The 23,153-nt window shown below is 40.5% G+C and carries 33 protein-coding genes; 2 read left to right on the plus strand and 31 right to left on the minus strand.

Going from position 1 to position 23,153, the window contains the following annotated elements; all coding sequences use genetic code 11:
* Positions 1-48: 48 nt before the first annotated feature.
* The gene (locus tag ACQKKO_RS17470) at positions 49-2,328 is read right to left on the minus strand and encodes a phosphatase PAP2 family protein (protein WP_498649469.1); all 2,280 of its coding nucleotides are present in this window, start codon (positions 2,326-2,328) and stop codon (positions 49-51) included.
* A gap of 321 nt (positions 2,329-2,649) precedes the next feature.
* On the opposite strand from ACQKKO_RS17470, the gene ACQKKO_RS17475 reads away from it, so the two are divergent.
* Positions 2,650-4,950 carry an AAA family ATPase gene (locus ACQKKO_RS17475; RefSeq protein WP_498649470.1) on the plus strand — a complete coding sequence of 767 codons (2,301 nt, stop codon included), beginning with the start codon at positions 2,650-2,652 and terminating at the stop codon, positions 4,948-4,950.
* The gene (locus ACQKKO_RS17480; RefSeq protein WP_498649472.1) at positions 4,950-6,854 is read left to right on the plus strand and encodes a UvrD-helicase domain-containing protein; all 1,905 of its coding nucleotides are present in this window, start codon (positions 4,950-4,952) and stop codon (positions 6,852-6,854) included. Before ACQKKO_RS17475 ends, ACQKKO_RS17480 begins: the two co-directional genes overlap by 1 nt.
* A gap of 133 nt (positions 6,855-6,987) precedes the next feature.
* On the opposite strand, the gene rpsI is transcribed toward ACQKKO_RS17480, so the two are convergent.
* The 30 genes from rpsI to rplV form a co-directional block, all read right to left on the minus strand.
* Positions 6,988-7,380, minus strand: a complete 393-nt coding sequence (gene rpsI, locus ACQKKO_RS17485) for a 30S ribosomal protein S9 (protein ID WP_498649474.1) — start codon at positions 7,378-7,380, stop codon at positions 6,988-6,990.
* A gap of 19 nt (positions 7,381-7,399) precedes the next feature.
* A complete protein-coding gene (gene rplM, locus ACQKKO_RS17490; protein ID WP_203090915.1) occupies positions 7,400-7,837 on the minus strand; it encodes a 50S ribosomal protein L13 in 438 nt (145 codons plus the stop codon).
* Between the two features lie 175 nt (positions 7,838-8,012).
* A complete protein-coding gene (truA, locus tag ACQKKO_RS17495; RefSeq protein WP_498649477.1) occupies positions 8,013-8,774 on the minus strand; it encodes a tRNA pseudouridine(38-40) synthase TruA in 762 nt (253 codons plus the stop codon).
* 12 nt (positions 8,775-8,786) lie between these two features.
* Positions 8,787-9,578, minus strand: coding sequence for an energy-coupling factor transporter transmembrane component T family protein (locus ACQKKO_RS17500; protein ID WP_498649479.1), 792 nt, complete (start codon positions 9,576-9,578; stop codon positions 8,787-8,789).
* Positions 9,578-10,441, minus strand: coding sequence for an energy-coupling factor transporter ATPase (locus tag ACQKKO_RS17505; protein ID WP_498649481.1), 864 nt, complete (start codon positions 10,439-10,441; stop codon positions 9,578-9,580). The genes ACQKKO_RS17500 and ACQKKO_RS17505 overlap by 1 nt, the downstream gene beginning before the upstream one ends.
* Complete coding sequence (locus tag ACQKKO_RS17510; protein ID WP_498649483.1) at positions 10,417-11,253, minus strand: energy-coupling factor transporter ATPase; 837 nt, start codon at positions 11,251-11,253, stop codon at positions 10,417-10,419. Before ACQKKO_RS17510 ends, ACQKKO_RS17505 begins: the two co-directional genes overlap by 25 nt.
* Positions 11,254-11,355: 102 nt before the next feature.
* The gene (rplQ, locus tag ACQKKO_RS17515; RefSeq protein ID WP_343128935.1) at positions 11,356-11,718 is read right to left on the minus strand and encodes a 50S ribosomal protein L17; all 363 of its coding nucleotides are present in this window, start codon (positions 11,716-11,718) and stop codon (positions 11,356-11,358) included.
* A 137-nt stretch (positions 11,719-11,855) separates the two neighbouring features.
* Positions 11,856-12,800 (minus strand): DNA-directed RNA polymerase subunit alpha, encoded by a 945-nt coding sequence (locus tag ACQKKO_RS17520; RefSeq protein ID WP_203090909.1) that lies wholly within the window; start codon positions 12,798-12,800, stop codon positions 11,856-11,858.
* 163 nt (positions 12,801-12,963) lie between these two features.
* Positions 12,964-13,356 (minus strand): 30S ribosomal protein S11, encoded by a 393-nt coding sequence (gene rpsK / locus ACQKKO_RS17525; protein ID WP_203090908.1) that lies wholly within the window; start codon positions 13,354-13,356, stop codon positions 12,964-12,966.
* 22 nt (positions 13,357-13,378) lie between these two features.
* Entirely contained in the window at positions 13,379-13,744 is a 366-nt protein-coding gene (rpsM, locus tag ACQKKO_RS17530) for a 30S ribosomal protein S13 (protein ID WP_203090907.1), read from the minus strand.
* Positions 13,745-13,766: 22 nt separating this feature from the next.
* Positions 13,767-13,880, minus strand: coding sequence for a 50S ribosomal protein L36 (rpmJ, locus tag ACQKKO_RS17535; protein ID WP_143850501.1), 114 nt, complete (start codon positions 13,878-13,880; stop codon positions 13,767-13,769).
* A gap of 68 nt (positions 13,881-13,948) precedes the next feature.
* Complete coding sequence (infA, locus tag ACQKKO_RS17540) at positions 13,949-14,167, minus strand: translation initiation factor IF-1 (protein WP_498649486.1); 219 nt, start codon at positions 14,165-14,167, stop codon at positions 13,949-13,951.
* Between the two features lie 164 nt (positions 14,168-14,331).
* Positions 14,332-15,078: a type I methionyl aminopeptidase gene (gene map, locus ACQKKO_RS17545; RefSeq protein ID WP_498649488.1), complete on the minus strand. Its 747-nt coding sequence runs from the start codon at positions 15,076-15,078 to the stop codon at positions 14,332-14,334.
* On the minus strand, positions 15,075-15,725 hold the full coding sequence (locus ACQKKO_RS17550) for an adenylate kinase (RefSeq protein ID WP_498649490.1): 651 nt from the start codon (positions 15,723-15,725) through the stop codon (positions 15,075-15,077). Before ACQKKO_RS17550 ends, map begins: the two co-directional genes overlap by 4 nt.
* Positions 15,726-15,789: 64 nt before the next feature.
* Complete coding sequence (gene secY / locus ACQKKO_RS17555) at positions 15,790-17,085, minus strand: preprotein translocase subunit SecY (RefSeq protein WP_498649492.1); 1,296 nt, start codon at positions 17,083-17,085, stop codon at positions 15,790-15,792.
* The gene (gene rplO / locus ACQKKO_RS17560; RefSeq protein WP_343128931.1) at positions 17,085-17,525 is read right to left on the minus strand and encodes a 50S ribosomal protein L15; all 441 of its coding nucleotides are present in this window, start codon (positions 17,523-17,525) and stop codon (positions 17,085-17,087) included. The genes secY and rplO overlap by 1 nt, the downstream gene beginning before the upstream one ends.
* Positions 17,526-17,556: 31 nt before the next feature.
* Entirely contained in the window at positions 17,557-17,745 is a 189-nt protein-coding gene (gene rpmD / locus ACQKKO_RS17565; RefSeq protein ID WP_203090902.1) for a 50S ribosomal protein L30, read from the minus strand.
* 13 nt (positions 17,746-17,758) lie between these two features.
* Positions 17,759-18,259 (minus strand): 30S ribosomal protein S5, encoded by a 501-nt coding sequence (gene rpsE / locus ACQKKO_RS17570; protein WP_498649495.1) that lies wholly within the window; start codon positions 18,257-18,259, stop codon positions 17,759-17,761.
* 24 nt (positions 18,260-18,283) lie between these two features.
* Positions 18,284-18,646, minus strand: a complete 363-nt coding sequence (gene rplR, locus ACQKKO_RS17575) for a 50S ribosomal protein L18 (protein ID WP_498649497.1) — start codon at positions 18,644-18,646, stop codon at positions 18,284-18,286.
* Positions 18,647-18,676: 30 nt separating this feature from the next.
* Positions 18,677-19,213: a 50S ribosomal protein L6 gene (gene rplF, locus ACQKKO_RS17580; RefSeq protein WP_497939171.1), complete on the minus strand. Its 537-nt coding sequence runs from the start codon at positions 19,211-19,213 to the stop codon at positions 18,677-18,679.
* 32 nt (positions 19,214-19,245) lie between these two features.
* Entirely contained in the window at positions 19,246-19,644 is a 399-nt protein-coding gene (rpsH, locus tag ACQKKO_RS17585) for a 30S ribosomal protein S8 (protein ID WP_203090898.1), read from the minus strand.
* Between the two features lie 29 nt (positions 19,645-19,673).
* A complete protein-coding gene (locus ACQKKO_RS17590) occupies positions 19,674-19,859 on the minus strand; it encodes a type Z 30S ribosomal protein S14 (RefSeq protein WP_498649500.1) in 186 nt (61 codons plus the stop codon).
* A gap of 29 nt (positions 19,860-19,888) precedes the next feature.
* Positions 19,889-20,428, minus strand: a complete 540-nt coding sequence (gene rplE / locus ACQKKO_RS17595) for a 50S ribosomal protein L5 (protein ID WP_203090896.1) — start codon at positions 20,426-20,428, stop codon at positions 19,889-19,891.
* A 28-nt stretch (positions 20,429-20,456) separates the two neighbouring features.
* Entirely contained in the window at positions 20,457-20,768 is a 312-nt protein-coding gene (gene rplX / locus ACQKKO_RS17600) for a 50S ribosomal protein L24 (RefSeq protein ID WP_343132048.1), read from the minus strand.
* A 44-nt stretch (positions 20,769-20,812) separates the two neighbouring features.
* Complete coding sequence (rplN, locus tag ACQKKO_RS17605; RefSeq protein WP_498649505.1) at positions 20,813-21,181, minus strand: 50S ribosomal protein L14; 369 nt, start codon at positions 21,179-21,181, stop codon at positions 20,813-20,815.
* A 34-nt stretch (positions 21,182-21,215) separates the two neighbouring features.
* Positions 21,216-21,476, minus strand: a complete 261-nt coding sequence (rpsQ, locus tag ACQKKO_RS17610) for a 30S ribosomal protein S17 (protein WP_203090894.1) — start codon at positions 21,474-21,476, stop codon at positions 21,216-21,218.
* 16 nt (positions 21,477-21,492) lie between these two features.
* Positions 21,493-21,696, minus strand: a complete 204-nt coding sequence (rpmC, locus tag ACQKKO_RS17615) for a 50S ribosomal protein L29 (protein WP_203090893.1) — start codon at positions 21,694-21,696, stop codon at positions 21,493-21,495.
* Positions 21,686-22,120 (minus strand): 50S ribosomal protein L16, encoded by a 435-nt coding sequence (rplP, locus tag ACQKKO_RS17620; protein WP_203090892.1) that lies wholly within the window; start codon positions 22,118-22,120, stop codon positions 21,686-21,688. The genes rpmC and rplP overlap by 11 nt, the downstream gene beginning before the upstream one ends.
* Positions 22,121-22,122: 2 nt before the next feature.
* On the minus strand, positions 22,123-22,782 hold the full coding sequence (gene rpsC, locus ACQKKO_RS17625; protein ID WP_203090891.1) for a 30S ribosomal protein S3: 660 nt from the start codon (positions 22,780-22,782) through the stop codon (positions 22,123-22,125).
* 3 nt (positions 22,783-22,785) lie between these two features.
* Entirely contained in the window at positions 22,786-23,127 is a 342-nt protein-coding gene (gene rplV / locus ACQKKO_RS17630; protein ID WP_251611488.1) for a 50S ribosomal protein L22, read from the minus strand.
* Between the last annotated feature and the right edge of the window lie 26 nt (positions 23,128-23,153).

The following is a 23,153-nucleotide window of genomic DNA, read 5'->3' on the forward strand; positions in this document are numbered from 1 at the left end:
CATATTAGAAAAAAGCACCGGCAAGAAACCGATGCTTTAGACTAAACGTTATGCTGTTCTTCTTCTTGTAATGAGTAAGAATCCACCACTTAACGTAATCAAAATTCCTACTAGCAAATACGTTGGAACTGTTGTGGCCGTGTCAGGGAGTTTGTTACTATCGTCTGCTAACAGATGAGCAATCACTCGATCTTCTTCATACATTACAGTAACACTATATCCAGGTGCTACTACTTGATCAAATGAACCTTCTACTTTATCAGCAGTAATTAATGTCACCTTAGTGTCGTGACCTGCTTCATAATTAGCTAGGTTGAGTTCTAGATCTCCACCATCAAGATATAACACTTCATCTACAGTGAGTGGCGTTGTATTATCATCCATTACGATTTCTAAGTTTCCAGCGTCCATGGTTACATTCCCCGCTACATTCAGAGGCTTCTCTCCATTCACTAAAACCGTCCCATCCTCAATATAAAGGTCGCCCGCACCAAAAGCTGCCTCAGAAGTAGCTTCGAGGGTTCCTCCCTGCAGTAATGTTCCTCCAGCATAGCTGTTATCTCCTGTTAATGTGAGGGTTCCAGTTCCTTTTTTAGTGAGCATCCCGTCGCCAGTGATGTCATTTCTCCACCAATCCTGCGCATGAAATCTTCCTTTTGTTGCATCCATGTCTACAGTTACGTTGCCGAGAAATGCACCATAACCATCAGACGCTGTAACCAAATCTATTCGACCCCAACCATAGGATTCATCTAGTACTGGATAGCCTGAATCTATTTCTGTTGTATACAACACTTCTCTACGTTGTTGATCATCTAAATAAGGCTGACGGGTTTCAAGTAATACTTCTGCCCCTTTAGGTACAACAGGATCTAATCCTTTTGTACCCGTTTGAGGTAACCCGTATGTTAGCTTCTCACGATAAAATGCTTTATTGGCTTCATGATCCTCCCAAGCCTCTTCATCGTATGCATTTTCAAACGTATAATCCTCTGTAACAGTATGCGCATATTCGTAAAGACTCACATCGTTTGATTCAGCTAATGCTCCGAATACGTCACCTGTATTTTGATATGCCTTATCCAATACCTCTTGGTTCTCCTCTAGATTATAGGCATACGCAGTCATTGCGGTCGATTGAATTCTTCCTCCGATGACATCAAGAGGAGAATGCATACCAGTCACAATTCGATTTTCTCCCATTTGAGCTGCTCTTGTTAAAAACTCCGCATATCGTTCTGGTGTTGAGTACGCAAATCCAAAGGATGATAAATAAGCGGCACTCGTATGTCCACTCGGAAAGGCTCCATCTTTGCCAATTCCGTCCTCTGCAATTCTCTTCACATATTCAAGTGCGGGAATGACGTTTACCTTGGTCTCATACTGCTGGTAGTGTCGTTCCCCTGTCTCTTTTTTACCGCCAGATGGGAGCTCTTCCTCCGAGCCTTCCCCACTACCGATTGTGTCCCACACAGCCAAACCATTTTCATCAACGACCTCAATGACTTCACCATTTGAATTCATTCTGTATGGTCTTGGAGAGGAGTAAAAGTATTTAGAAGGGTTAGAAGATGAAGGGTTCCTAAATCGAATTAAATCTACTAGATCCAATGTATCTTCTAGCTTAGTCCCTTCCCATATGCCCATCCCCTGGGATTCATCTTCAACTGTTGTTTCCTCCAACAGCTTATCCATCTCTTCAGCTGACCGGATTACATTTGTTTTTGGGTTAACAATATCGACATATGTATTGGCTAAAGGTCCAAACCCATCCATCATACTGTAGATCTTATCTCGTTGATCATCATAATACGCCGCTAACGCTTCCTCAGTCGTTCGATTATTCGTTACTTGCTCAACATAACGAATATTCGCTTCCCACGTAGCTGCATCTCTAATTTCAGTGTTCGCAAAGGTTTTCTTATCTGCTACTACCTTTGACTGATCATTTTTGTACCCATCAAAATAAACTGTTGGTCCATCACCATAATCAGCAACCTCACCATTTTCACCTGGTTCAGTTAAAGCTGTACCGTCTCTCCAAGCTGGCTGGTTCATAGACCAAACATGCTCAAAGCCATCTAAAATATGTATAAAAGGGTTAGTCGCAGCAATATTCTTTAATTGATCATCGTCCGCATTTCCTCCGTGATCTACTGCTGATAATGCTTGTTCTTCTTCCAGTGCATCGGTTTTCCACTCATCCGATGTTCCCTGTGGTTTTGAAGGTTTTGCGAATTGAGCGCTGGCCTCGGCTGTGAGCCCAAACGATCCCATTGTTAAGACTGAAAGTAGAAAGAGCGCCGATCTTTTTTTAGTTGATTTCATATCCTTTGATTATCTCTCCTTTTATAATGAATACGTTTATCCACTATAAAGTTTAGAGACTGTATGTAAATGGAATGTAGGGATGATGTTAAAAGTATGTAAGTCTATGTCGAAAGTCGACTGAAAACCGAGTTAGAAACTGTTTCAATAAACTAAAAACCCTAGATAAAATTATAAATTTTTGTAGGATTTTATTAATCACAGTCGAATTATATATTTTAGAAAGTTCTAGAGGTAAATAAGTAAATTACATGGTTTATATAATTAGAATAGTTAACCACATTATACTCTATCGATTAATTTATTTCAGGAGGCCAAGAAATGAAAATTAATTTTGTGGAAGTTCAAAACTACAGAAGATTAAAGTCCTGTCGAATTGAATTTACTAATCAAACAACATTGTTTGTTGGTGCAAATAATAGTGGAAAAACCACCGCTATGAATGCTCTAGTAAAATTTTTAGATGAAAAAAATCAATTCACTATTAATGACTTCACATTATCAAATTGGATTGAAATTAATAAAATAGGAGAAAGGTGGCTTACTGATTCAGAAACCAATTATGAATTGTCTAATGACGAATTAGGATGTTTATCACCAACTATGGATGTTTGGTTACATGTTGAAGAAGATGAAGTACATTACGTTACCAACCTGATCCCTTCATTAGATTGGGAAGGAGGGCTCCTTGGTGTTCGTTTAAAGCTTGAGCCTAAAGATATTAAAGAACTTTATAGAAGTTTCAAAGATAATAAAAAATCTATAGCAGATCTATTAGGAAAAGCGGAGTTAACATCAGGAAGCAAATTAACCTTATGGCCGAAAGATTTACAAGATTACCTGAACCGAAAATTTCATTCTCATTTCACAGTTAAAGCATATATACTTGATCCCCAAAAATGTAATTCTCCTATAGATGGTTATGCTTATCCGCAAGTTTTACCTTTAGGAAGTGAACCTATAGAAGGCGATCCATTTAAAAAATTATTCCTTGTACATCATATAAATGCACAAAGAGGTTTTTCAGACTCGGTAAATAAAGCAGACGAAGACGAAAATTCAAGTATTTTAGCAGGAAATCTCTCGTCACAGTTGAGACGGTACTATAATGTCCATTTAAATCCAGAGAGATCTCCAGAATCTACTGATTTAGGAGCTCTACAAGCTATAGAAGCGGCTCAGAAAAGTTTTGATACTAAATTAGAGCAAGGATTTAAAAAGTCGTTAGATGAACTTGAAACATTAGGTTATCCTGGGTTTTCAAATCCTAAAATAACCATATCAACTAAGATAAAGCCCGTAGATGGACTTAATCATAGCTCAGCTGTTCAATTTGACTTAATGCCGTATAATAGTTCGTTAAATAATCCAAAATTGAGATTACCTGAAAATTATAATGGATTAGGTTATCAAAATTTAATCTCTATGATTTTTAAACTAATGCGATTTAGAGATGAATGGATGCAAGTAGGAAAGGTCTCAAGGGAAATGCCAAGTAATTTAGAAGAATTCTACATGCCCCCGCTACATCTTGTGTTAGTAGAAGAACCTGAAGCTCACTTACACATTCAAGTACAACAAGTTTTTATACGCCAAGCTTACACAGTCTTAAGAAACCACCCTGATCTAGGGGATTCAAAGAATCTTCAAACTCAATTAATTGTTAGTACGCATTCAGGTCATATTGCTCATGAAATGCCTTTTTCTTGTTTGAGATATTTCCGAAGAAAACAATCAACAAGTCAGACCGAAATACCAACATCTACAGTTGTTAACCTTTCAAAAGTCTTTGGAGAAGGTAATGTTACAGAGCGATTTGTAACAAGATATCTTCAATCAACTCATTGTGACCTGTTTTTTGCAGATGCCGCGATCCTTGTAGAAGGTCCTGCAGAAAGAATGTTGGTTCCCCACTTTATTCGAAATCATTTTAATGAATTAAATCAAAAATATATTTCGTTACTCGAAATTGGTGGAAGTCATGCTCACACTTTAAGATCATTAATTGAACATCTAGGCTTAACTACTCTAATAATAACTGATATAGATTCAGCGGATCCAACTAACAGTAATAAAGCTATATTCCCTGATAGGAATAAGGGTTATATAACGGCAAACGATACATTAAAAAGCTGGTTACCAAAAAAAACTAATCTTGATGATTTACTGAACTTAGAATATGAAAAAAAAGTTGAGAACTACTCTAATGGTACTTTTCTTGTTAGAGTAGCTTATCAATATCCACAGAAAATCTCATTCTTAAATCAAGACAAAGTAGAAGTAATTCCTTATACCTTTGAAGATGCAATAGTTTATGAGAATTTATCTCTCTTTAAGAACCTTAAGGGGAATGGTTTAATAAAAAAATTTAATAATGCAATTAACAATAAAGGCTCTATATCTGACTTAGGAAGACAATTTTTCGATGATTTAAGAGGCGGAAAGAAAGCAGAATTTGCTCTAGAATTAATTTACTTAGAGGATCCAAAAAAATTAAAAATGCCAGAATATATTAAAGAAGGACTGTCTTGGTTAGATGAGAAGTTAAAGTCTGGACAAGCAGATTATGTTATCCAAGACTCTAATACTTATGATGATGTTGCAGATGAGGTGAAAGTTTAATGGGAAATTCAGATGAAAATACTAATGATTTAATAGACGCTCATGTAGATGATGAGATTATTAATTGCTTAAATTTACAGAATCCTAAAAGCTTTTTCTTATTTGCTGGTGCTGGTTCAGGAAAAACAAGCTCTTTAGTAACCGTATTAAGTAAGTTTCGAAATGAAAATTACAAACAACTGCAAAATAAAGGTCAAAGAGTTGCAATTATCACTTACACAAATAATGCATGCAACGAAATTGAAAGTCGTCTAGACTTTGATCCCCTTTTTTCTGTTTCTACAATACATTCGTTTGTATGGGATTTAATTAGGGATTTTAATAAAGATATTAAAGACTGGTTATATAACACTCTTCGAGAGCAAATAGAAGAATTAGAAAAAAAACAATTAACCGGACGACTAGGTACACAAGCATTTGCAAATAGAAAAAGAAGCATTGAGAAAAAAGCTAGACGTTTGAATTCTCTAAAAGAAATAAATAAATTTACCTATAATCCAAATGGAGAAAACATAAGAAGAGATTCATTAAGCCATCATGAGGTCATTAGCATCGGAACTTATTTTTTAGCTTTAAAACCTCTAATGCAAAAGATATTAATAAAGAAATATCCAGTTCTTTTAATTGATGAGAGTCAAGATACTAACAAGAATCTTATTAATGCACTTTTTAAAGTTGAAAATGAGCACAGCACCTCATTTATATTAGGATTATTTGGTGATACAATGCAAAGAATTTATTCCGATGGCAAAGAAGACTTAGGTATTGATTTACCTGCACGTTGGGTTAAGCCAGCTAAAGTTATGAATCATCGTTGCCCACCAAGAGTTGTTAAGTTAATTAATAAAATTCGTTCCAATATTGATGACCAAAGACAGAAAGAAAGAACTGACAAAGAAGATGGTTTTGTACGTATGTTTATCTTTCCTACAACAACTAATCAGAGAAGTGCAGAAGCTATAGCAGCAAAGCTGATGGCTGACTATACTAAAGATCTTGATTGGACTGGTCCCGCTGCAAATTATACGTCATTAATTCTAGAACATCACATGGCTGCAGATAGGTTAGGGTTTTCTGATTTATTCAGGCCAATTTATGAAGTAGAGCAATTAAAAACTGGTTTATTAGAAGGTTCACTTAGGGAAATAAATTTCTTCACAAAGATTATTTTGCCGATGTTGAATGCTTACAAAAATAAAGATACGTTTAAAATCACTAGGATTATACGAAAGTACTCTCCTTTAATAAATTCAATAAGAGACGAAAAAGATCAATTACTGCAATTTAAAAAAACTCAAGAATGTGTAAGCGAATTTTTTTCTTTATGGGATAAAGAAGAGGATCCCCTTTGTTCAGATGTTTTGCGTTGTGTAGCAAAGTTAAACCTCTTTGATATCCCAGATAGTTTATACCCTATTTCTCTTTTAGAGGATACCCTAGATGAAAAAGAAGATTTAGTTAATGATAATAAAGAGTTATATAAGACTTGGAGTGAAAGTTTAAAAGTGCCATTTAGTCAAATTGTTAAATATGATGAATACGTAAACGGAAAATCAAATTTTATGACACACCAAGGTGTAAAGGGGTCGGAGTTTTCAAGAGTAATGGTAATAATCGACGATAACAGTGCACGTGGCTTCTTATTCAGTTACGAAAAACTATTTGGAGTAAAAGAAAAAACAGAGACAGATATTAAAAACGAAAGTGAAGGAAAAGATACTGGTATTGATAGAACAAGGCGATTATTTTACGTCACATGCAGCCGTGCAAAAAAAAGTCTTGCAATTGTCGCTTATTCATCTAATCCGGAAGCAGTAAAAACTCATGTTATAAGAGAAGGTTGGTTTGAGAAAGATGAAGTAGAGATTATTAATCAAATAAGAGATGAGATATATGAGTATTAAGATTATTAATCGATTATTATGTTTTCATAGTAAGTAATCTATTTTAATGCTAGAACTACTCTATTCCTAGACAAACAAAAAACCCTCTCTGCTCCAATGAGCAAAGAGGGTAAACATTGATATAACAAGTATATTAACGTTTTGAGAACTGAGGTGCGCGACGTGCTGCTTTAAGACCGTATTTTTTACGTTCTTTCATACGTGCGTCACGAGTTAAGAATCCTGCTGCTTTAAGAGCTGGACGGTTGTCAGGATCAACTTTTAGAAGTGCACGTGAGATACCGTGACGAATTGCACCAGCTTGACCAGTGAATCCACCGCCGTCTACGTTTACGTGTACATCATATTGTCCTACTACGTCGATCTCGTTAAGTGGTTGTTTAACGATAAGCTTTAGTGTTTCAAGACCAAAATACTCATCTAGAGAACGTCCGTTTACTACGATATTTCCATCACCGGGAACAAGGCGTACACGAGCAGTAGAGTGCTTGCGGCGACCTGTACCATAATATTGTACTTGAGCCAATGTAATACCCTCCTATCGATTAACCGCGAAGTGTGTAAACTTCTGGTTTTTGAGCTTGATGTTTGTGTTCGTTACCTGCATAAACGTGAAGCTTCATACCTTGAGCACGGCCAAGAGTATTTTTCGGAAGCATTCCTTTAACAGCTAGTTCGATCATACGCTCTGGTTTGTTGTTACGCATGTCGTTAGCAGTTGTCTGCTTAAGACCACCTGGGTGGTTTGTGTGGCGGTAGTAGATCTTACCGTTTAGTTTGTTACCTGTTAGTTCAATCTTTGAAGCATTGATAACGATCACGAAATCACCTGTATCGATGTGAGGTGTGAAAGTTGGTTTGTTTTTACCACGTAGAATTGATGCTACTTCAGAAGCCAAACGACCAAGTGTTTGTCCTTCTGCATCTACGATATACCATTTGCGCTCGACTTGACCTGGCTTTGCCATATATGTTGTACGCATGGATTGTCCCTCCTAAGAACGTATTTTTCTTTATTCGTTGTTCATTGAATGTATATTGGTTACTTACCATTCCGTAACCCGGGGCTAGTGGGTCTTAAGAATTACCATTTAACATCATATAATATCTAGCGGGCAAAGTCAATACCATCTTGTAAAAACTCTGCCGGGTGTTTCATTATTTGTGAGTCTGTTGAAACAAAGGCTCCGCATACGTTACAGACCATAAGTAAAGTCCGTCCGCTGATGCGGTTTTCCCTGCTGCATTTCGATCCTTTGCTGCAATGATTCCTTCCATATCAGCAGAACTCCTCTTTCCTTCCCCAACCTCAAGTAACGTCCCAACTGCAATTCGAACCATGTTGTATAGAAAGCCATTACCTTCGAGAATAAATTCAAGCTCGCGTCCACTTTGGATGATCTCACATCTTGTCACAGAACGAACTTTGTCCTGAACAGATGTGTTTGCAGCACAAAATGAACTAAAGTCATAGGTCCCGACAATCTGTTCGGCAGCCTCTCTCATCGCGTTAAGATCAAGAGGTACAGGTACATACGTCGCACGGTTTCTCATAAATACGTCTTCGCGAGTGATGACCTTGTATCGGTACTGTTTCCCCGTTGTGGTGAATCGAGCATGAAAGGACTCTGGGACATGTTGACTTGCTGCGATACGAATATCTGCAGGAAGCAATGGGTTAAGGGCCTTTGACCACCGATCCCCTGGGATCCTCATTGGACTGTCAAAGTGAATCACCTGACCCACCGCATGGACGCCTGCATCCGTTCGACCAGATGCGACTACCTTAACCTGTGTGCCTCGATGAAGCTTCGTAAGAGCACGCTCAAGCTCTTCCTGCACCGTCCGTCCATTTGGCTGCACCTGATACCCAGCAAAAGATGTTCCAATGTATTCAACCTTACACGCAATCCGTTGCATAAGTCCTGCTCCTTACTTCCATAAAATAATTCCAATTGCCGCAAAAAAAGTGAAGCCGAGAGTCCACGTATCAAGCCGTTTCCACGTTAACTCCCTTAGTGATGTTCTCTTCCCACCAAGTTGATAGCCACGTGCCTCCATCGCATGAGCCATTGTATCCGCACGCTTAAACGACTGAATGATAAGGGGCAGAAGCAAAGGCTGTAATGCTTTAAGTCTTGATACAATCGGTCCAGATTTAATATCAGCTCCCCTTGCTGCTTGTGCTCTTGTCAGCTTATCGGTTTCCTCTGTTAAGATCGGAATATAACGTAAGGCAATCGACATCATCAAAACCATTTCATGAACAGGGATCTTCAGTCGTGTCAGAGGAGAAAGTAACCATTCTAACCCATCTGTCAGGTCGGTAACCTTTGTTGTTAACGTCAGAAAAGAGGCAAACATTAACAACGTCAGGATCCGCAAAGCAACAAACGCTCCTTTTACTGCCCCGCCTGAGTAAATCCCAATTGCTCCTAGTGAAAACCACTCTGTCCCAACACGAGTAAAAACCAAATGAAAGAGGAAAAAGAAGCTAATAAGGACGAGAATCGGTTTTATACTTTTTACATAGTAATAGAATGGTATACGTGTAAGATAAGCTAGGATCAAGCTAACCCCTGCCATAAAAAGTAAGGTCGGGAACGTTCCTGCTAAAAATAATACGATCGCCAATGTGAAGACACTAATAATCTTTGAACGAGGATCAAGACGATGAATAAAGGATTCAGTTGGTACGTATTGACCAATAATTGAATAAGCCACTACTTCACACGCCCCCTGCACTCAGCGATATAATCAACGACCTCACCCCTCGTTTTTAAAAAAGGGACTTCTTGTTGATTCGTAGCCAGTTTAAATTGCTGCATAAATCGAATGGTTTCAGGCAGTTCGAGCCCAATCGACTTAATTGCAGAGGCCTGCCCGAATACATCTTCTGGCTTGCCACTCAAGTAAACTGATCCCTTATTCATGACAACCATATACTCTGCGAATCGTAGAGCGTCTTCCATATGGTGTGTAACGAGTATGGAGGTAAGGGAATGCTTTGTATGATAGGTATAGAGCATATCTAGTATGAGCTGCCTGCCTTCCGGATCAAGTCCCGCTGCTGGTTCATCTAGGATTAAAACCTCAGGATGCTGCGCTAGAATCGATGCGATGGCAACTCGACGCATTTGCCCACCTGATAGATTCAGTGGGGAATCTGCAAGCAACTCAGTCGAAAGGCCAACCTGTGGCAAGACCTCTCTTGCCCGGATTTCAGCCTCCTCTTTTAACACACCGAAATTCATCGGACCAAATATTATTTCTTTTTCAACCGTCTCTTCGAATAACTGATGCTCTGGATATTGAAAAAGAAAGCCGATTGATTCCCTTAGTGCGCGAAGAGAGCGTTTATCTTTTTTAGATGTTAATCGGTGTTCCCCTACTTGAACGTCGCCTGCTGTTGGATGGAGCAACCCATTCACATGCTGCACGAGCGTAGATTTACCTGAGCCAGTTGGACCCACTACTACGGTAAAGCTACCTGAAGGAATTTCCAGGTTTACTTGTTTCAAGGCAAGGTGCTGAAAAGGTGTTTTGGGCATGTACAGATGATTTACACCGGTAAATTGAATCTGCATAGGCTATCAATCAACTCCTTTTCAGAGTGACAGGCTCGATCGAATGGTATACCAGCCTTCCTAAGCTCTTGTTGCAACTCCACAACAAACGGTCGTTTCAAACCTGTGGTTTCAAGTAAGGATTCATCATCAAACACCGCAAGTGGAATGTCGTCAGCGACAATTCCCCCTTGATCCATTACAACAAACCGATCCGCTTCCAGGACTTCTTCCATATCATGAGTAATCATTAAAATCGTGATGCCTTGATTAGAGATCTCTTTTAATGCCCCCATGACCTCATGACGTCCTTTAGGATCAAGCATACTTGTCGCTTCATCTAAAATAATGATGGCTGGTTTCAGAACAAGAATTCCCGCCAGACCGACACGCTGTTTCTGTCCCCCCGATAGCTGATGAGGAGCCTTATGAAGTAAGTCCTCTAAGCGGAGCAAACTCACATAGTGATTCATACGCTGAATCATCTTTTCACGAGAAACAGAGTGATTCTCTAGTCCAAATGCTAAATCATCCCAGACGGTTGCCCCAATAAACTGATGATCAGGGTTTTGAAAAACGTAGCCAATACGCCGTCGCTGGGCTTGCTTGTCTGATGTGGGAGTGAGTGGTTCCCCACCGAGTAGAATGGAACCACCCGTACCTTGAAGTTGCCCATTTAAGATACGTGCCAACGTTGATTTTCCAGAACCATTTCGCCCGGCAAGTGCAACAAACTCACCTTCTTCAATCGTTAGATCTAGACCGGATATCACAGGACTCTTCGCCCCGGGGTACTGAAAGTGCAGATCTTGGATATCAATGAGTACAGCCATCCACTCAACTCCCTTTTTTGAATACAAAAAAGGGCAATAGAGTCAGAGCAATAATGCTCACAGTCTCTTCTGCCCTTAGTCGCCTCATATAAACGTTACAAGTTATACAAGCTCAATGTATACCATTGGTGCACCGTCTCCACGACGCGGTCCAATTTTAAGAATACGAGTGTATCCACCTTGACGTTCCTCGTAGCGTGGTGCGATATCAGCGAATAACTTTTGGATTGCATCCTGATTCGTTTCTGTATCAGCTACCTCACGACGAACAAATGCAGCTGCCTGACGACGAGCATGCAAGTCTCCACGCTTACCAAGAGTAATCATTTTCTCAACGATTGAACGAAGCTCCTTCGCTTTTGCTTCCGTTGTTTCGATGCGCTCGTTGATAATTAGATCTGTAGCAAGATCACGGAATAATGCTTTACGACCAGCACTATCACGTCCAAGTTTTGCGTATGCCATGTGTATTTCCCTCCCTTAGCCTGCTCGTTGGAGCAGAGTCCTTAACATGAAAAAATCACCTAACAACAGCATATCACTGCCATTGTATCGGTTGCTTATTAAAGATAGAAGCCGTAAAAGAAACGGCCGGGGCTGGCTTATTCTTCGTTACGAAGACCTAAACCTAGCTCACCCAACTTTTCTTGCACTTCTTCTAATGATTTACGACCAAGGTTACGTACCTTCATCATGTCTTCTTCTGTTTTGTGTGTTAGCTCTTGAACCGTGTTAATGCCAGCACGTTTTAAACAGTTATAAGAACGAACAGATAGGTCAAGTTCTTCGATCGTCATCTCAAGTACTTTTTCCTTCTGGTCTTCTTCTTTTTCAACCATGATTTCAGCATTTTGCGCTTGATCAGTTAATCCTACAAAAATATTGAGATGTTCATTCAAGATTTTAGCACCAAGAGAAACAGCTTCCTCGGGACGAGTGCTTCCATCTGTCCAAACATCAAGGGTTAGTTTATCATAGTTAGTTACTTGACCCACACGTGTATTTTCAACTTGATAGTTTACACGTGCAACAGGTGTGTAAATAGAGTCGATTGGAAGAACACCAATTGGCTGATCGTCATTCTTGTTTCCTTCAGCCAATACGTACCCACGACCACGTTTAGCTAATAGACGCATGTGCAGGTTTGCACCTTTTGTCAATGTAGCAATATGAAGATCTGGGTTTAGTACTTCAACATCACTATCGTGAGTTAAATCACCAGCAGTGACAACTCCTTCACCTTGAATATCAATCTCTAACGTCTTCTCTTCTTCAGAGTAGATCTTAAGAGCAAGCTTTTTCAGGTTCAGAATGATCGTTGTTACGTCTTCCACAACGCCTTCAATCGTTGAGAATTCATGTAACACACCATCGATCTGAACAGCTGTAACTGCTGCTCCCGGAAGAGATGATAATAGAATACGGCGCAAAGAGTTACCTAGTGTTGTACCATATCCTCTTTCAAGGGGCTCTACTACAAACTTACCGTATTTTGCGTCTTCGCTAACTTCAACCGTTTCAATATTTGGCTTTTCAATTTCGATCATTAAACAAACCCTCCTTCAAAACGTCGAACTCCGGTAGACCGCATGGATTGCCTAAATGGTCTCCCATAGGCAAATCCAAACTTTCACCTTCAGGTCAATCGGATTGTGATCGTCTCATCCATTATTGACACTTACAGGAAATCTATACAAATGAGTGATTCTGTTACACTCTGCGACGTTTTGGTGGACGGCAGCCGTTGTGTGGAACTGGAGTAACATCTTTAATCATGTTAACTTCAAGTCCAATTGCCTGTAAAGAACGAATTGCTGCTTCACGTCCAGCTCCAGGACCTTTAACAGAAACCTCAATTGTTTTCATTCCGTGTTCCATTGCCGTTTTAGCAGCAGCTTCTGCAGCCATTTGAGCAGCGAATGGAGTAGATTTACGAGATCCCTTGAATCCAAGAGCTCCTGAACTAGCCCATGAAATCGCGTTACCTTGCGTATCTGTGATAGTCACAATTGTGTTATTGAATGTAGAGCGGATATGAGCCACACCAGATTCAATATTTTTCTTCTGCCGGCGCTTTGGACGAGTATTCGTTTTCTTAGCCATAGTTATCCTCGACCTCCTTTACTTATTTCTTCTTGTTCGCTACAGTCCGACGTGGACCTTTGCGTGTACGAGCGTTGTTTTTAGAGTTTTGCCCACGTACTGGCAAACTACGACGGTGGCGAATGCCTCGATATGAACCAATTTCAATTAAACGTTTAATGTTTAGTGAAACTTCACGACGAAGATCCCCTTCAACCTGATGAGCTTCTAATGCTTCACGGATTTTACCAAGCTCTTCTTCCGTTAGATCACGAACTCGAGTATCTTCTGATACGCCAGCTTGTGCTAGAACTTGAGAAGCTTTCGCTTTACCAATTCCAAAAACGTAAGTAAGAGAGATTACTACTCGCTTATCGCGAGGAATATCAATACCTGCAACACGTGCCATACGTTCTGCACCTCCTTATAAATTAACCTTGTTTTTGCTTGTGTTTCGGATTTTCGCAAATAACCATTACGACACCTTTGCGCTTAATGACTTTGCATTTTTCGCAAATTGGTTTTACCGATGGACTGACCTTCATAACAGATAACCCCCTCCTGTAAGGAAGCGCACAGCTGTAACATTTGTTAAGCCAGTGCTTGTTTGATGTTATTTATACCTATAAGTGATTCGTCCACGTGACAGATCATATGGAGACAGCTCGATTGTGACCTTATCTCCTGGAAGAATACGGATGAAGTGCATCCGAATCTTACCTGATACGTGAGCGAGGATTTTGTGACCATTCTCAAGTTCTACACGAAACATTGCATTAGGAAGTGGTTCAATAACCGTTCCTTCTACTTCAATAACATCCTCTTTAGCCATGTACTAAGGTTCCTCCCTTCAGTAAATCGTTCTATATCAACTAGCACGTCATTCCTAGAATTGCACGTTTCATCAAAAGAGGGTTTTGCTCCTTGAAACAAAAAACCCCTAACATTCCTATAATAACATTAAAGCCTATTAAAATCGACTATTCACTGATAAAATCAAGCTTTTGTCAAAATTTCATAGCCTGTTTCTGTTATTGCAATGGTGTGCTCGTAATGAGCGCACTTTTTGCCATCTACAGTCACAACCGTCCAATTATCTTCAAGTGTTCGAACATATCTCGAACCCGCGTTAATCATTGGTTCAATTGCTAGTACCATTCCCTTCTTAAGACGAATGCCTTTTCCAGGAGGTCCGTAGTTCGGAATTTGTGGATCTTCATGTAAGTTTTGCCCGACTCCGTGTCCGACATACTCCCTTACAATCTGAAATCCAAGAGGTTCGGCATAATTCTGAATAGCATGTGAGATATCCGAAATTCTTGCACCGGGCTTTGCTTGTTCTAAGCCCTTATAAAGTGCAGCCTCCGTTACATCACATAACTGCGAATCTTCAGCACTAACAGAGCCAACGGCATATGTCCATGCTGAGTCACCATGATATCCATTATGGTAGGCACCAATATCCAGACTGATTATATCGCCATCTTTTAAGACCCGCTCACCGGGAATACCATGTACCAGTTCCTCATTTACTGAAGCACATACACTGCCTTTAAATCCGTTATAGTCCAAAAATGAAGGAGTTGCTCCGTGAGAGCGAATGAATCTCTCAGCAATTTGATCGAGTTCACCTGTAGTAACTCCTGGCTTAATATGTGGCTTAAGCTCTTGATGAGTCAGTGCCACAATTCGACCAGCTTCGCGCATAATTTCTATTTCCCTTTCGGTTTTTAGAATAATCATGCATGGAGTCCCTTAATCAGGGAATCAATCTCTTCAAACACAAGATCAATCTCTTGATCACCGTGTATCGTTTGAAGATACTCTTTCTCAGTATAGAAGTCAATAAGCGGCTGTGTTTGCGCAATATTTACCTCTAGACGCTTTTTAACAGTTTCTGGTTTGTCGTCTTCCCGTTGAATCAGTTCACTACCGTCCACATCATCTTTGCCTTCAACCTTTGGTGGGTTAAAAAGAACATGATATGTGCGGCCAGAAGTAGACACTCTACGTCCTGTAAGACGATCCATAAGCAATTGCTCAGGAACGTGAACATATAGTACGTAATCCAACGTACGTCCTTGTTCAGCTAAAATGTTTTCAAGCGCTTCTGCTTGAGCGACTGTTCTTGGGAAACCGTCTAATAGAAACCCTTTTTTGCAATCATCCTGAGATAATCGCTCGCGTACTATACCGATTGTGACTTCATCTGGTACAAGGTTGCCTGCATCCATGAAGGACTTAGCTTCCATTCCCAGTTCAGTCTGATCTTTGATCGCAGCTCGGAACATATCTCCCGTTGAAATATGAGGAATCTCATATTTCTTAGAGATTTTTTCTGCCTGAGTCCCTTTACCAGCACCCGGCAGTCCCATTAACATTAGATTCATTACGAGTCCCCTCTCATCCGTTCTCCCGACAACAAGCGAACGGGGTTTAACCCCCGATGCATGTTTACTTAATGAAGCCTCTATATGAGCGTTTGATTAACTGCCCTTCTATCTGTTTCATTGTATCTAGTGCTACACCAACAACAATCAGTAAACCTGTACCGCCAATTTGAATTGCTTCAGGCAGATTCATTACTTGAATGAAAATAACAGGGATAATTGCAACTGCAGCAAGGAACAATGAACCAACAAAAGTCAAACGATATAAGATGCGTGTTAAGTAATTTTGTGTGGTTTTTCCAGGACGAATTCCAGGGATATATCCACCTTGCTTCTTAAGATTTTCTGCCATTTTTTCTGGATTAACCTGAATGAATGTATAGAAGTACGTAAAAGCAATAATTAACACCACGAAAACAATCGCACCATACGGGTTACTAGGTTTAAAAATATTCACTACCGATCTTGCAAACTCATTCTCTCCTCCAAAGAAACCAGCAATGGTTCCAGGGAAGTAGAAAAGTGCGGATGCAAAGATAACTGGAATAACCCCTGACGCATTTACCTTTAATGGTAAGTGAGTCGATTGGCCACCTGTAGTCGCACGATTATTCACTTGACGTTTTGCATATTGAACAGGAACTTTACGAAGAGCCTGTTGAATATAAATAACTCCTACGATAATCAAAAGAACTGCAATTGCCAGAACAAGAAGTGTGATAATGCTTAGGAATAATCCATCGCCCGCACCCTCGATCTGTGATGTATATAACTGGTTAAGACCATTTGGAATCCCTGCTGCAATACCTGCAAATATAATAATAGAGATTCCATTTCCAACACCATTTGCGGTGATTTGCTCACCCAGCCACATAAGAAAGGCTGTACCTGCTGTAAGAACCAAAGCAATAAACAGATATGTCGTCATGCCTGGATTCTCAATCAAACCAGGTGCAAGCGAGTTGAATCCAATTGACATCCCTAGTGCTTGAACAAAACCTAAAACGATCGTTCCATAACGAGTTACCTGTGCCAGCTTACGGCGGCCCGCTTCACCTTGTTTTGCCCACTCGGTGAATTTAGGTACCACGTCCATTTGTAACAATTGTACAACGATGGATGCTGTAATATATGGCATAATGCCCATTGCAAAGATCGAGAAGTTTCCTAAAGCCCCTCCCCCGAAGGTGTTCAAAAAGCCAAACGCATTTGCTTCATCAAAGAAGGTTAATACGTCACTATTTGAACCTGGGATTGGAATGAAGCTTCCGATACGAAAAACGATGAGCATAAGAAGGGTGAAAATAACCTTACGGCGCAGATCACCCACTCGGAAAATGTTGGAGATCGTCCGGAACATTAAACCACCTCGGTTTTTCCGCCAGCTGCCTCAATCGCTTCAACTGCTGATGCTGAAAACTTGTTTGCTTTCACAGTTAGCTTTTTATCTAGCGTACCATTACCTAGTACTTTAATTCCGTCTTTTACGTTCTTAACTGTTTTAGACTCGATAAGAAGTTCCGGAGTAACTTCTGTACCAGCGTCAAAACGATTAAGTACATCAAGACTGATTACTGAGTACTCTTTACGAGTACGGTTAGTAAATCCGCGTTTCGGTAAACGACGGTAAAGTGGATTTTGTCCACCCTCAAATCCTGGACGAACTCCGCCACCAGAACGTGAATTTTGACCTTTATGGCCTCTACCAGATGTTTTACCATTTCCAGAACCAATTCCTCGGCCCACGCGATTACGAACTTTACGAGAACCTTCTGCAGGCTTCAACTCATGAAGTTTCAATGTCGACACCTCCTCTTTCAAAAATTGCTAATTATGCTTCGATTTCTTTAACAGTTACCAAGTGACTTACTTTGTTAACCATACCACGGATTGCAACGTTATCTCGTTGAACAACCGTTTGGTGCATTTTACGTAAGCCTAGCGTGTTAACGGTAACGCGCTGATCTTCAGGGCGACCAATCAAACTACGCGTGAGGGTAATTTCTAATTGCTTAGCCATTTAATGTCCCTCCTTATCCTAAGAGTTCTTCTACGGATTTGCCACGAAGTTTTGCAACTTCTTCAGCACGTTTTAGGTTTGATAGCCCTTGGATTGTAGCACGTACCATGTTAATTGGGTTGTTAGATCCCAATGATTTAGATAGGATATCGCCTACACCAGCAAGTTCAAGTACTGCACGTACAGGACCACCAGCGATAACTCCAGTACCTTCAGAAGCTGGTTTAAGGAATACTTTACCCGCTCCGAAATGTCCTAGAATTTGGTGAGGAATTGTTGTACCTACAACTGGAACCTCGATAAGGTTCTTTTTTGCGTCCTCAACAGCTTTACGGATTGCTTCAGGAACCTCCTGAGCTTTACCCATACCAAAACCAACGTGTCCGTTTTTGTCGCCAACTACAACAAGTGCAGCAAAGCGAAAACGACGTCCGCCTTTTACAACTTTCGCTACACGGTTAACCGTAACGACTTTTTCTTCAAGCTCTAACGTATTAGGGTCAATACGACGCATTTATTTTCCCTCCTTATCTGTTTCTTAGAATTTCAGACCAGCTTCACGCGCTGCATCTGCAAGAGTTTGTACACGTCCGTGATAGATATATCCGCCACGGTCAAAGACGATTGTCTCGTGTCCTTTTTCCACTGCACGTTTTGCTACTAGAGAACCAACTTTTTCAGCTGCTTCTTTGTTCGCACCGTTCTCTAGGCCAAGTTCTTTATCAAGAGAAGAAGCTTGAGCCACTGTCACACCATTTACATCGTCAATTAATTGAGCGTAAATGTGTTTAGAAGAACGGAAAACGTTAAGACGTGGACGTTCAGACGTACCAGTGATGGCGCGACGAACGTGAGCGTGTCTTTTCTTACGTGCCTGATTTTTGTTCGGCTTCGTAATCATTAAACGTCATTCCTTTCGCTAGCTAATTAATTATTTACCAGTTTTTCCTTCTTTGCGGCGAACATTTTCACCTTCATAGCGAATTCCTTTACCTTTGTAAGGCTCAGGTAGACGAACAGCACGGATGTTAGAAGCGAGTGCTCCAACAGCTTGCTTATCGATCCCTTTGACAACTACTTTTGTGTTAGAAGGAACTTCAACTTCGATACCTTCAGCTGGTACGATCTCAACTGGGTGAGAGTAACCAACGTTAAGAACAAGTTTGTTTCCTGATTTAGATGCACGGTAACCTACACCTACAAGCTCAAGCCCACGCTCGAAGCCTTTAGTAACTCCTTCAACCATGTTGTTGATTAGGCTACGAGTCGTTCCGTGAAGAGCACGGTGCTCTTTTTGATCAGACGGACGTTCAACCGTGATCTCTTTTTCTTCAACATTTACTTTCATGTCCGGGTGCAAATCGCGGCTCAGTTCACCTTTAGGACCTTTTACTTTAATAAAAGTACCTTCTAGTGTAACTGTAACATCACCAGGAACTTCAATTGGTTTTCTACCAACTCGGGACATACATTACACCTCCATTCGATTCAAACACACTCTTACCAAACGTAAGCCAGTACTTCTCCACCGACTTGCTGTTGACGAGCATCTTTGTCTGTCATAATGCCTTTTGATGTTGAAACAAGCGCAATACCAAGTCCGCCAAGTACGCGAGGAAGTTCCTCAGCTTTAGCATAAACACGAAGTCCTGGCTTGCTGATACGTTTAAGGCCTGTGATTACACGCTCGTTAGTCGAACCGTATTTAAGGAAAATACGAATCACACCTTGTTTGCTGTCTTCGATATATTCAAAATCGCGAATGAAACCTTCACGCTTCAAGATATCGGCAATTTCTTTCTTGATTGTTGAAGCAGGCAGCTCAAGCTTCTCATGACGAACTAGGTTCGCGTTACGAATACGAGTAAGCATATCTGCGATAGGATCTGTCATAACCATGTTTAATTACCTCCTTCCCGTTCTAGGTATTACCAGCTTGCTTTTTTAACGCCAGGAATTTGACCTTTATAAGCGAGTTCTTTAAAGCAAATACGGCAAAGTCTAAATTTCTGAATAACTGAATGCGGACGTCCACATTTTTCACAACGTGTATATTCCTGCACTTTGAATTTTGGCTTACGCTTTTGTTTTGCGATCATTGATTTTTTCGCCAATGTGTTCCCTCCTAATCAAGAAGACTTAATTACTTTTGAAACGGCATACCCATTTGAGTTAGCAACTCACGTGCTTCCTCATCTGTTTGAGCTGTCGTTACGATGACGATATCCATTCCACGCACTTTATCTACTTTATCGTAGTTAATTTCAGGGAAAATTAGTTGTTCTTTAACTCCAAGTGTGTAGTTACCACGACCATCAAATGCTTTCTTTGAGATCCCACGGAAGTCACGTACACGTGGAAGAGAAACACTAACTAATTTATCAAGGAAATCATACATGCGTTGTCCGCGAAGTGTAACTTTAGCGCCGATTGGCATACCTTCACGTAGTTTAAATCCAGCAATAGATTTCTTTGCTTTTGTGATAACTGGCTTTTGACCAGCAATCTCAGTTAGTTCTTCAACAGCTTTATCAAGTGCTTTTGCATTTGAAACAGCTTCACCAACACCCATGTTGATGACAATCTTATCAAGTTTCGGAACCGCCATAGTTGAGCTGTATTTGAACTTCTCAACTAGAGATGGAGCGATTTCCTGAGAGTACTTTTCTTTTAAACGACTCATTTAAAGGTCCTCCTTTCAGACGTGTTGATTACTTGTCTAGCGCTTCGCCAGAACGTTTTGCAACCCGTACTTTTTTACCGTTCTCTTCTTTATATCCGACACGTGTGCGCTCTCCTGATTTAGGATCAACGTGCATCACGTTAGATGAGTGAATTGATGCTTCTTGGTTAAGGATGCCGCCTTGTGGATTATCCTGAGATGGCTTCGCGTGTTTCTTAACAAGGTTTACACCTTCAACAAGCACACGACTCTTCTTAGGAAAAGCTTCAAGAACAACTCCTTGCTTACCTTTGTCTTTACCAGCGATCACGATAACTGTGTCACCTTTTTTGACATGCATGTTTGACATATTTGCACCTCCCTGGATCTTGCGATAATCGTTACTTATAGAACTTCTGGAGCAAGAGATACGATCTTCATGAATTGGTTATCACGAAGTTCACGAGCAACTGGTCCAAAGATACGAGTTCCACGTGGGCTCTTATCATCACGTACGATTACAGCTGCGTTCTCATCAAATTTGATGTATGAACCATCAGCACGACGAGCACCAGTTTTTGTACGTACGATTACAGCTTTAACAACTTCACCTTTTTTGACAACGCCACCTGGTGTTGCTTGTTTTACCGAGCAAACGATAACGTCACCGATGTTAGCTGTTTTGCGGCCTGATCCACCTAGTACTTTAATACATAGTACTTCACGAGCACCAGAGTTATCTGCAACCTTTAAACGGGATTCTTGTTGAATCATATGAGTTTACCTCCCTTCAAATCAAAAGCTTTTATTAAATAATAACCGCTTCTTCCACGATTTCTACTAGACGAAAACGTTTGTCCTTTGAAAGCGGACGAGTTTCCATGATTCTAACGATATCACCAGTTTTCGCAGTGTTCTCTTCATCATGGGCTTTCATTTTCTTTGAGTACTTAACACGTTTTCCGTACAAACGATCTTTCTTGTATGTTTCAACAAGTACCGTAATGGTTTTATCCATTTTGTCGGAAACAACGCGACCTTGATATACTTTACGCTGGTTGCGTTCCATTTAGCAAACCTCCTCTTTAGCCGTTATTAATTCCAAGCTCACGCTCACGCAAAACGGTCTTTGTACGAGCAATGCCTTTACGTACCTCACGGATACGAGAAGGATTGTCTAATTGACCAGTTGCTAGTTGAAAGCGAAGGTTAAATAACTCCTCTTTCAATGTTTGAGTCTGTTTTTCAATCTCAGCAGTGGTTAAATTACGGATATCATTAGCTTTCATTTGCGTCACCACCCAGTTCTTCACGTTTTACAAACTTAGTTTTGAGCGGTAATTTGTGAGAGGCAAGACGAAGAGCTTCACGAGCAACTTCTTCAGATACTCCAGAAATTTCAAACATAACCTTACCCGGTTTCACAACGGCAACCCATCCTTCAGGTGCCCCTTTACCAGAACCCATTCGTACTTCTAAAGGCTTAGCAGTGTATGGTTTAGAAGGGAAGATCTTAATCCAAACCTTACCACCACGTTTCATGTAACGAGTCATTGCAATACGAGCAGCTTCGATTTGACGGTTAGTCACCCAAGAAGCTTCCGTAGCTTGTAGTCCGAATTCACCGAAATGAACTTCAGTACCACCTTTTGCACGTCCACGCATTTTTCCGCGATGTTCGCGACGATATTTAACACGTTTAGGTAATAACATGATTAGTTGCCTCCTTCCTCTTTTTTAGTTCCTTTCGTTGGAAGGACTTCACCACGGTAAATCCAGATTTTCACACCGATTTTACCATAAGTAGTATCTGCTTCAGCTGTACCGTAGTCGATGTCAGCACGAAGAGTATGAAGTGGAACTGTTCCTTCGTTGTAGTGCTCAGCACGCGCGATATCTGCTCCACCAAGACGGCCAGATACTTGCGTTTTAATACCTTTTGCTCCAGAACGCATAGTACGTTGGATAGATTGTTTCATTGCACGACGGAATGAGATACGGTTCTCAAGTTGACGAGCAATATTTTCAGCAACAAGCTTCGCATCAAGATCAGCTTGCTTGATTTCAAAGATGTTAATGTGAACTCTTTTACCAGTTAGGTCGTTTAGCGCTTTACGAAGAGCTTCAACCTCTGATCCACCTTTACCGATTACCATTCCTGGCTTTGCAGTAGAGATTGTGATATTCACACGATTAGCAGCACGCTCGATTTCTACTTTAGAAACGGATGCTTCTTTTAAACGAGTTTCGATATAATCACGGATTTTAATATCTTCGTGAAGTAGGTTTGCATAGTCTTTATCTGCGTACCATTTAGACTCCCAGTCACGAATAACACCAACCCGAAGACCTATCGGATTAATTTTTTGACCCATGCGTTATCCCTCCTTCTTCTCAGTTACAACAATCGTAATATGGCTACTACGTTTGTTAATTTTGCTTGCACGTCCCATCGCACGAGGGCGGAAACGTTTAAGAGTTACACCTTCATCAACAAAGGCTTCACTAATAACAAGATTATTAGGCTCCATCTCGTAATTGTGTTCTGCATTAGCAATAGCTGAATTCAATAGCTTTTCTACTACCGGCGAGGCAGCTTTTGGAGTATGACGTAAAATAGCCACTGCTTCTCCAACATTTTTGCCACGAATCAAGTCTATAACCAAACGCACTTTACGAGGAGCAATACGAATTTGTTTTGCTACAGCTTTAGCTTGCATGGTCTTAAACCTCCTCTCTTCAATCC

The sequence above is a fragment of the Alkalihalobacillus sp. NPDC127517 genome, assembly GCF_050276055.1.
Lineage (GTDB): Bacteria > Bacillota > Bacilli > Bacillales > Bacillaceae_D > Alkalicoccobacillus.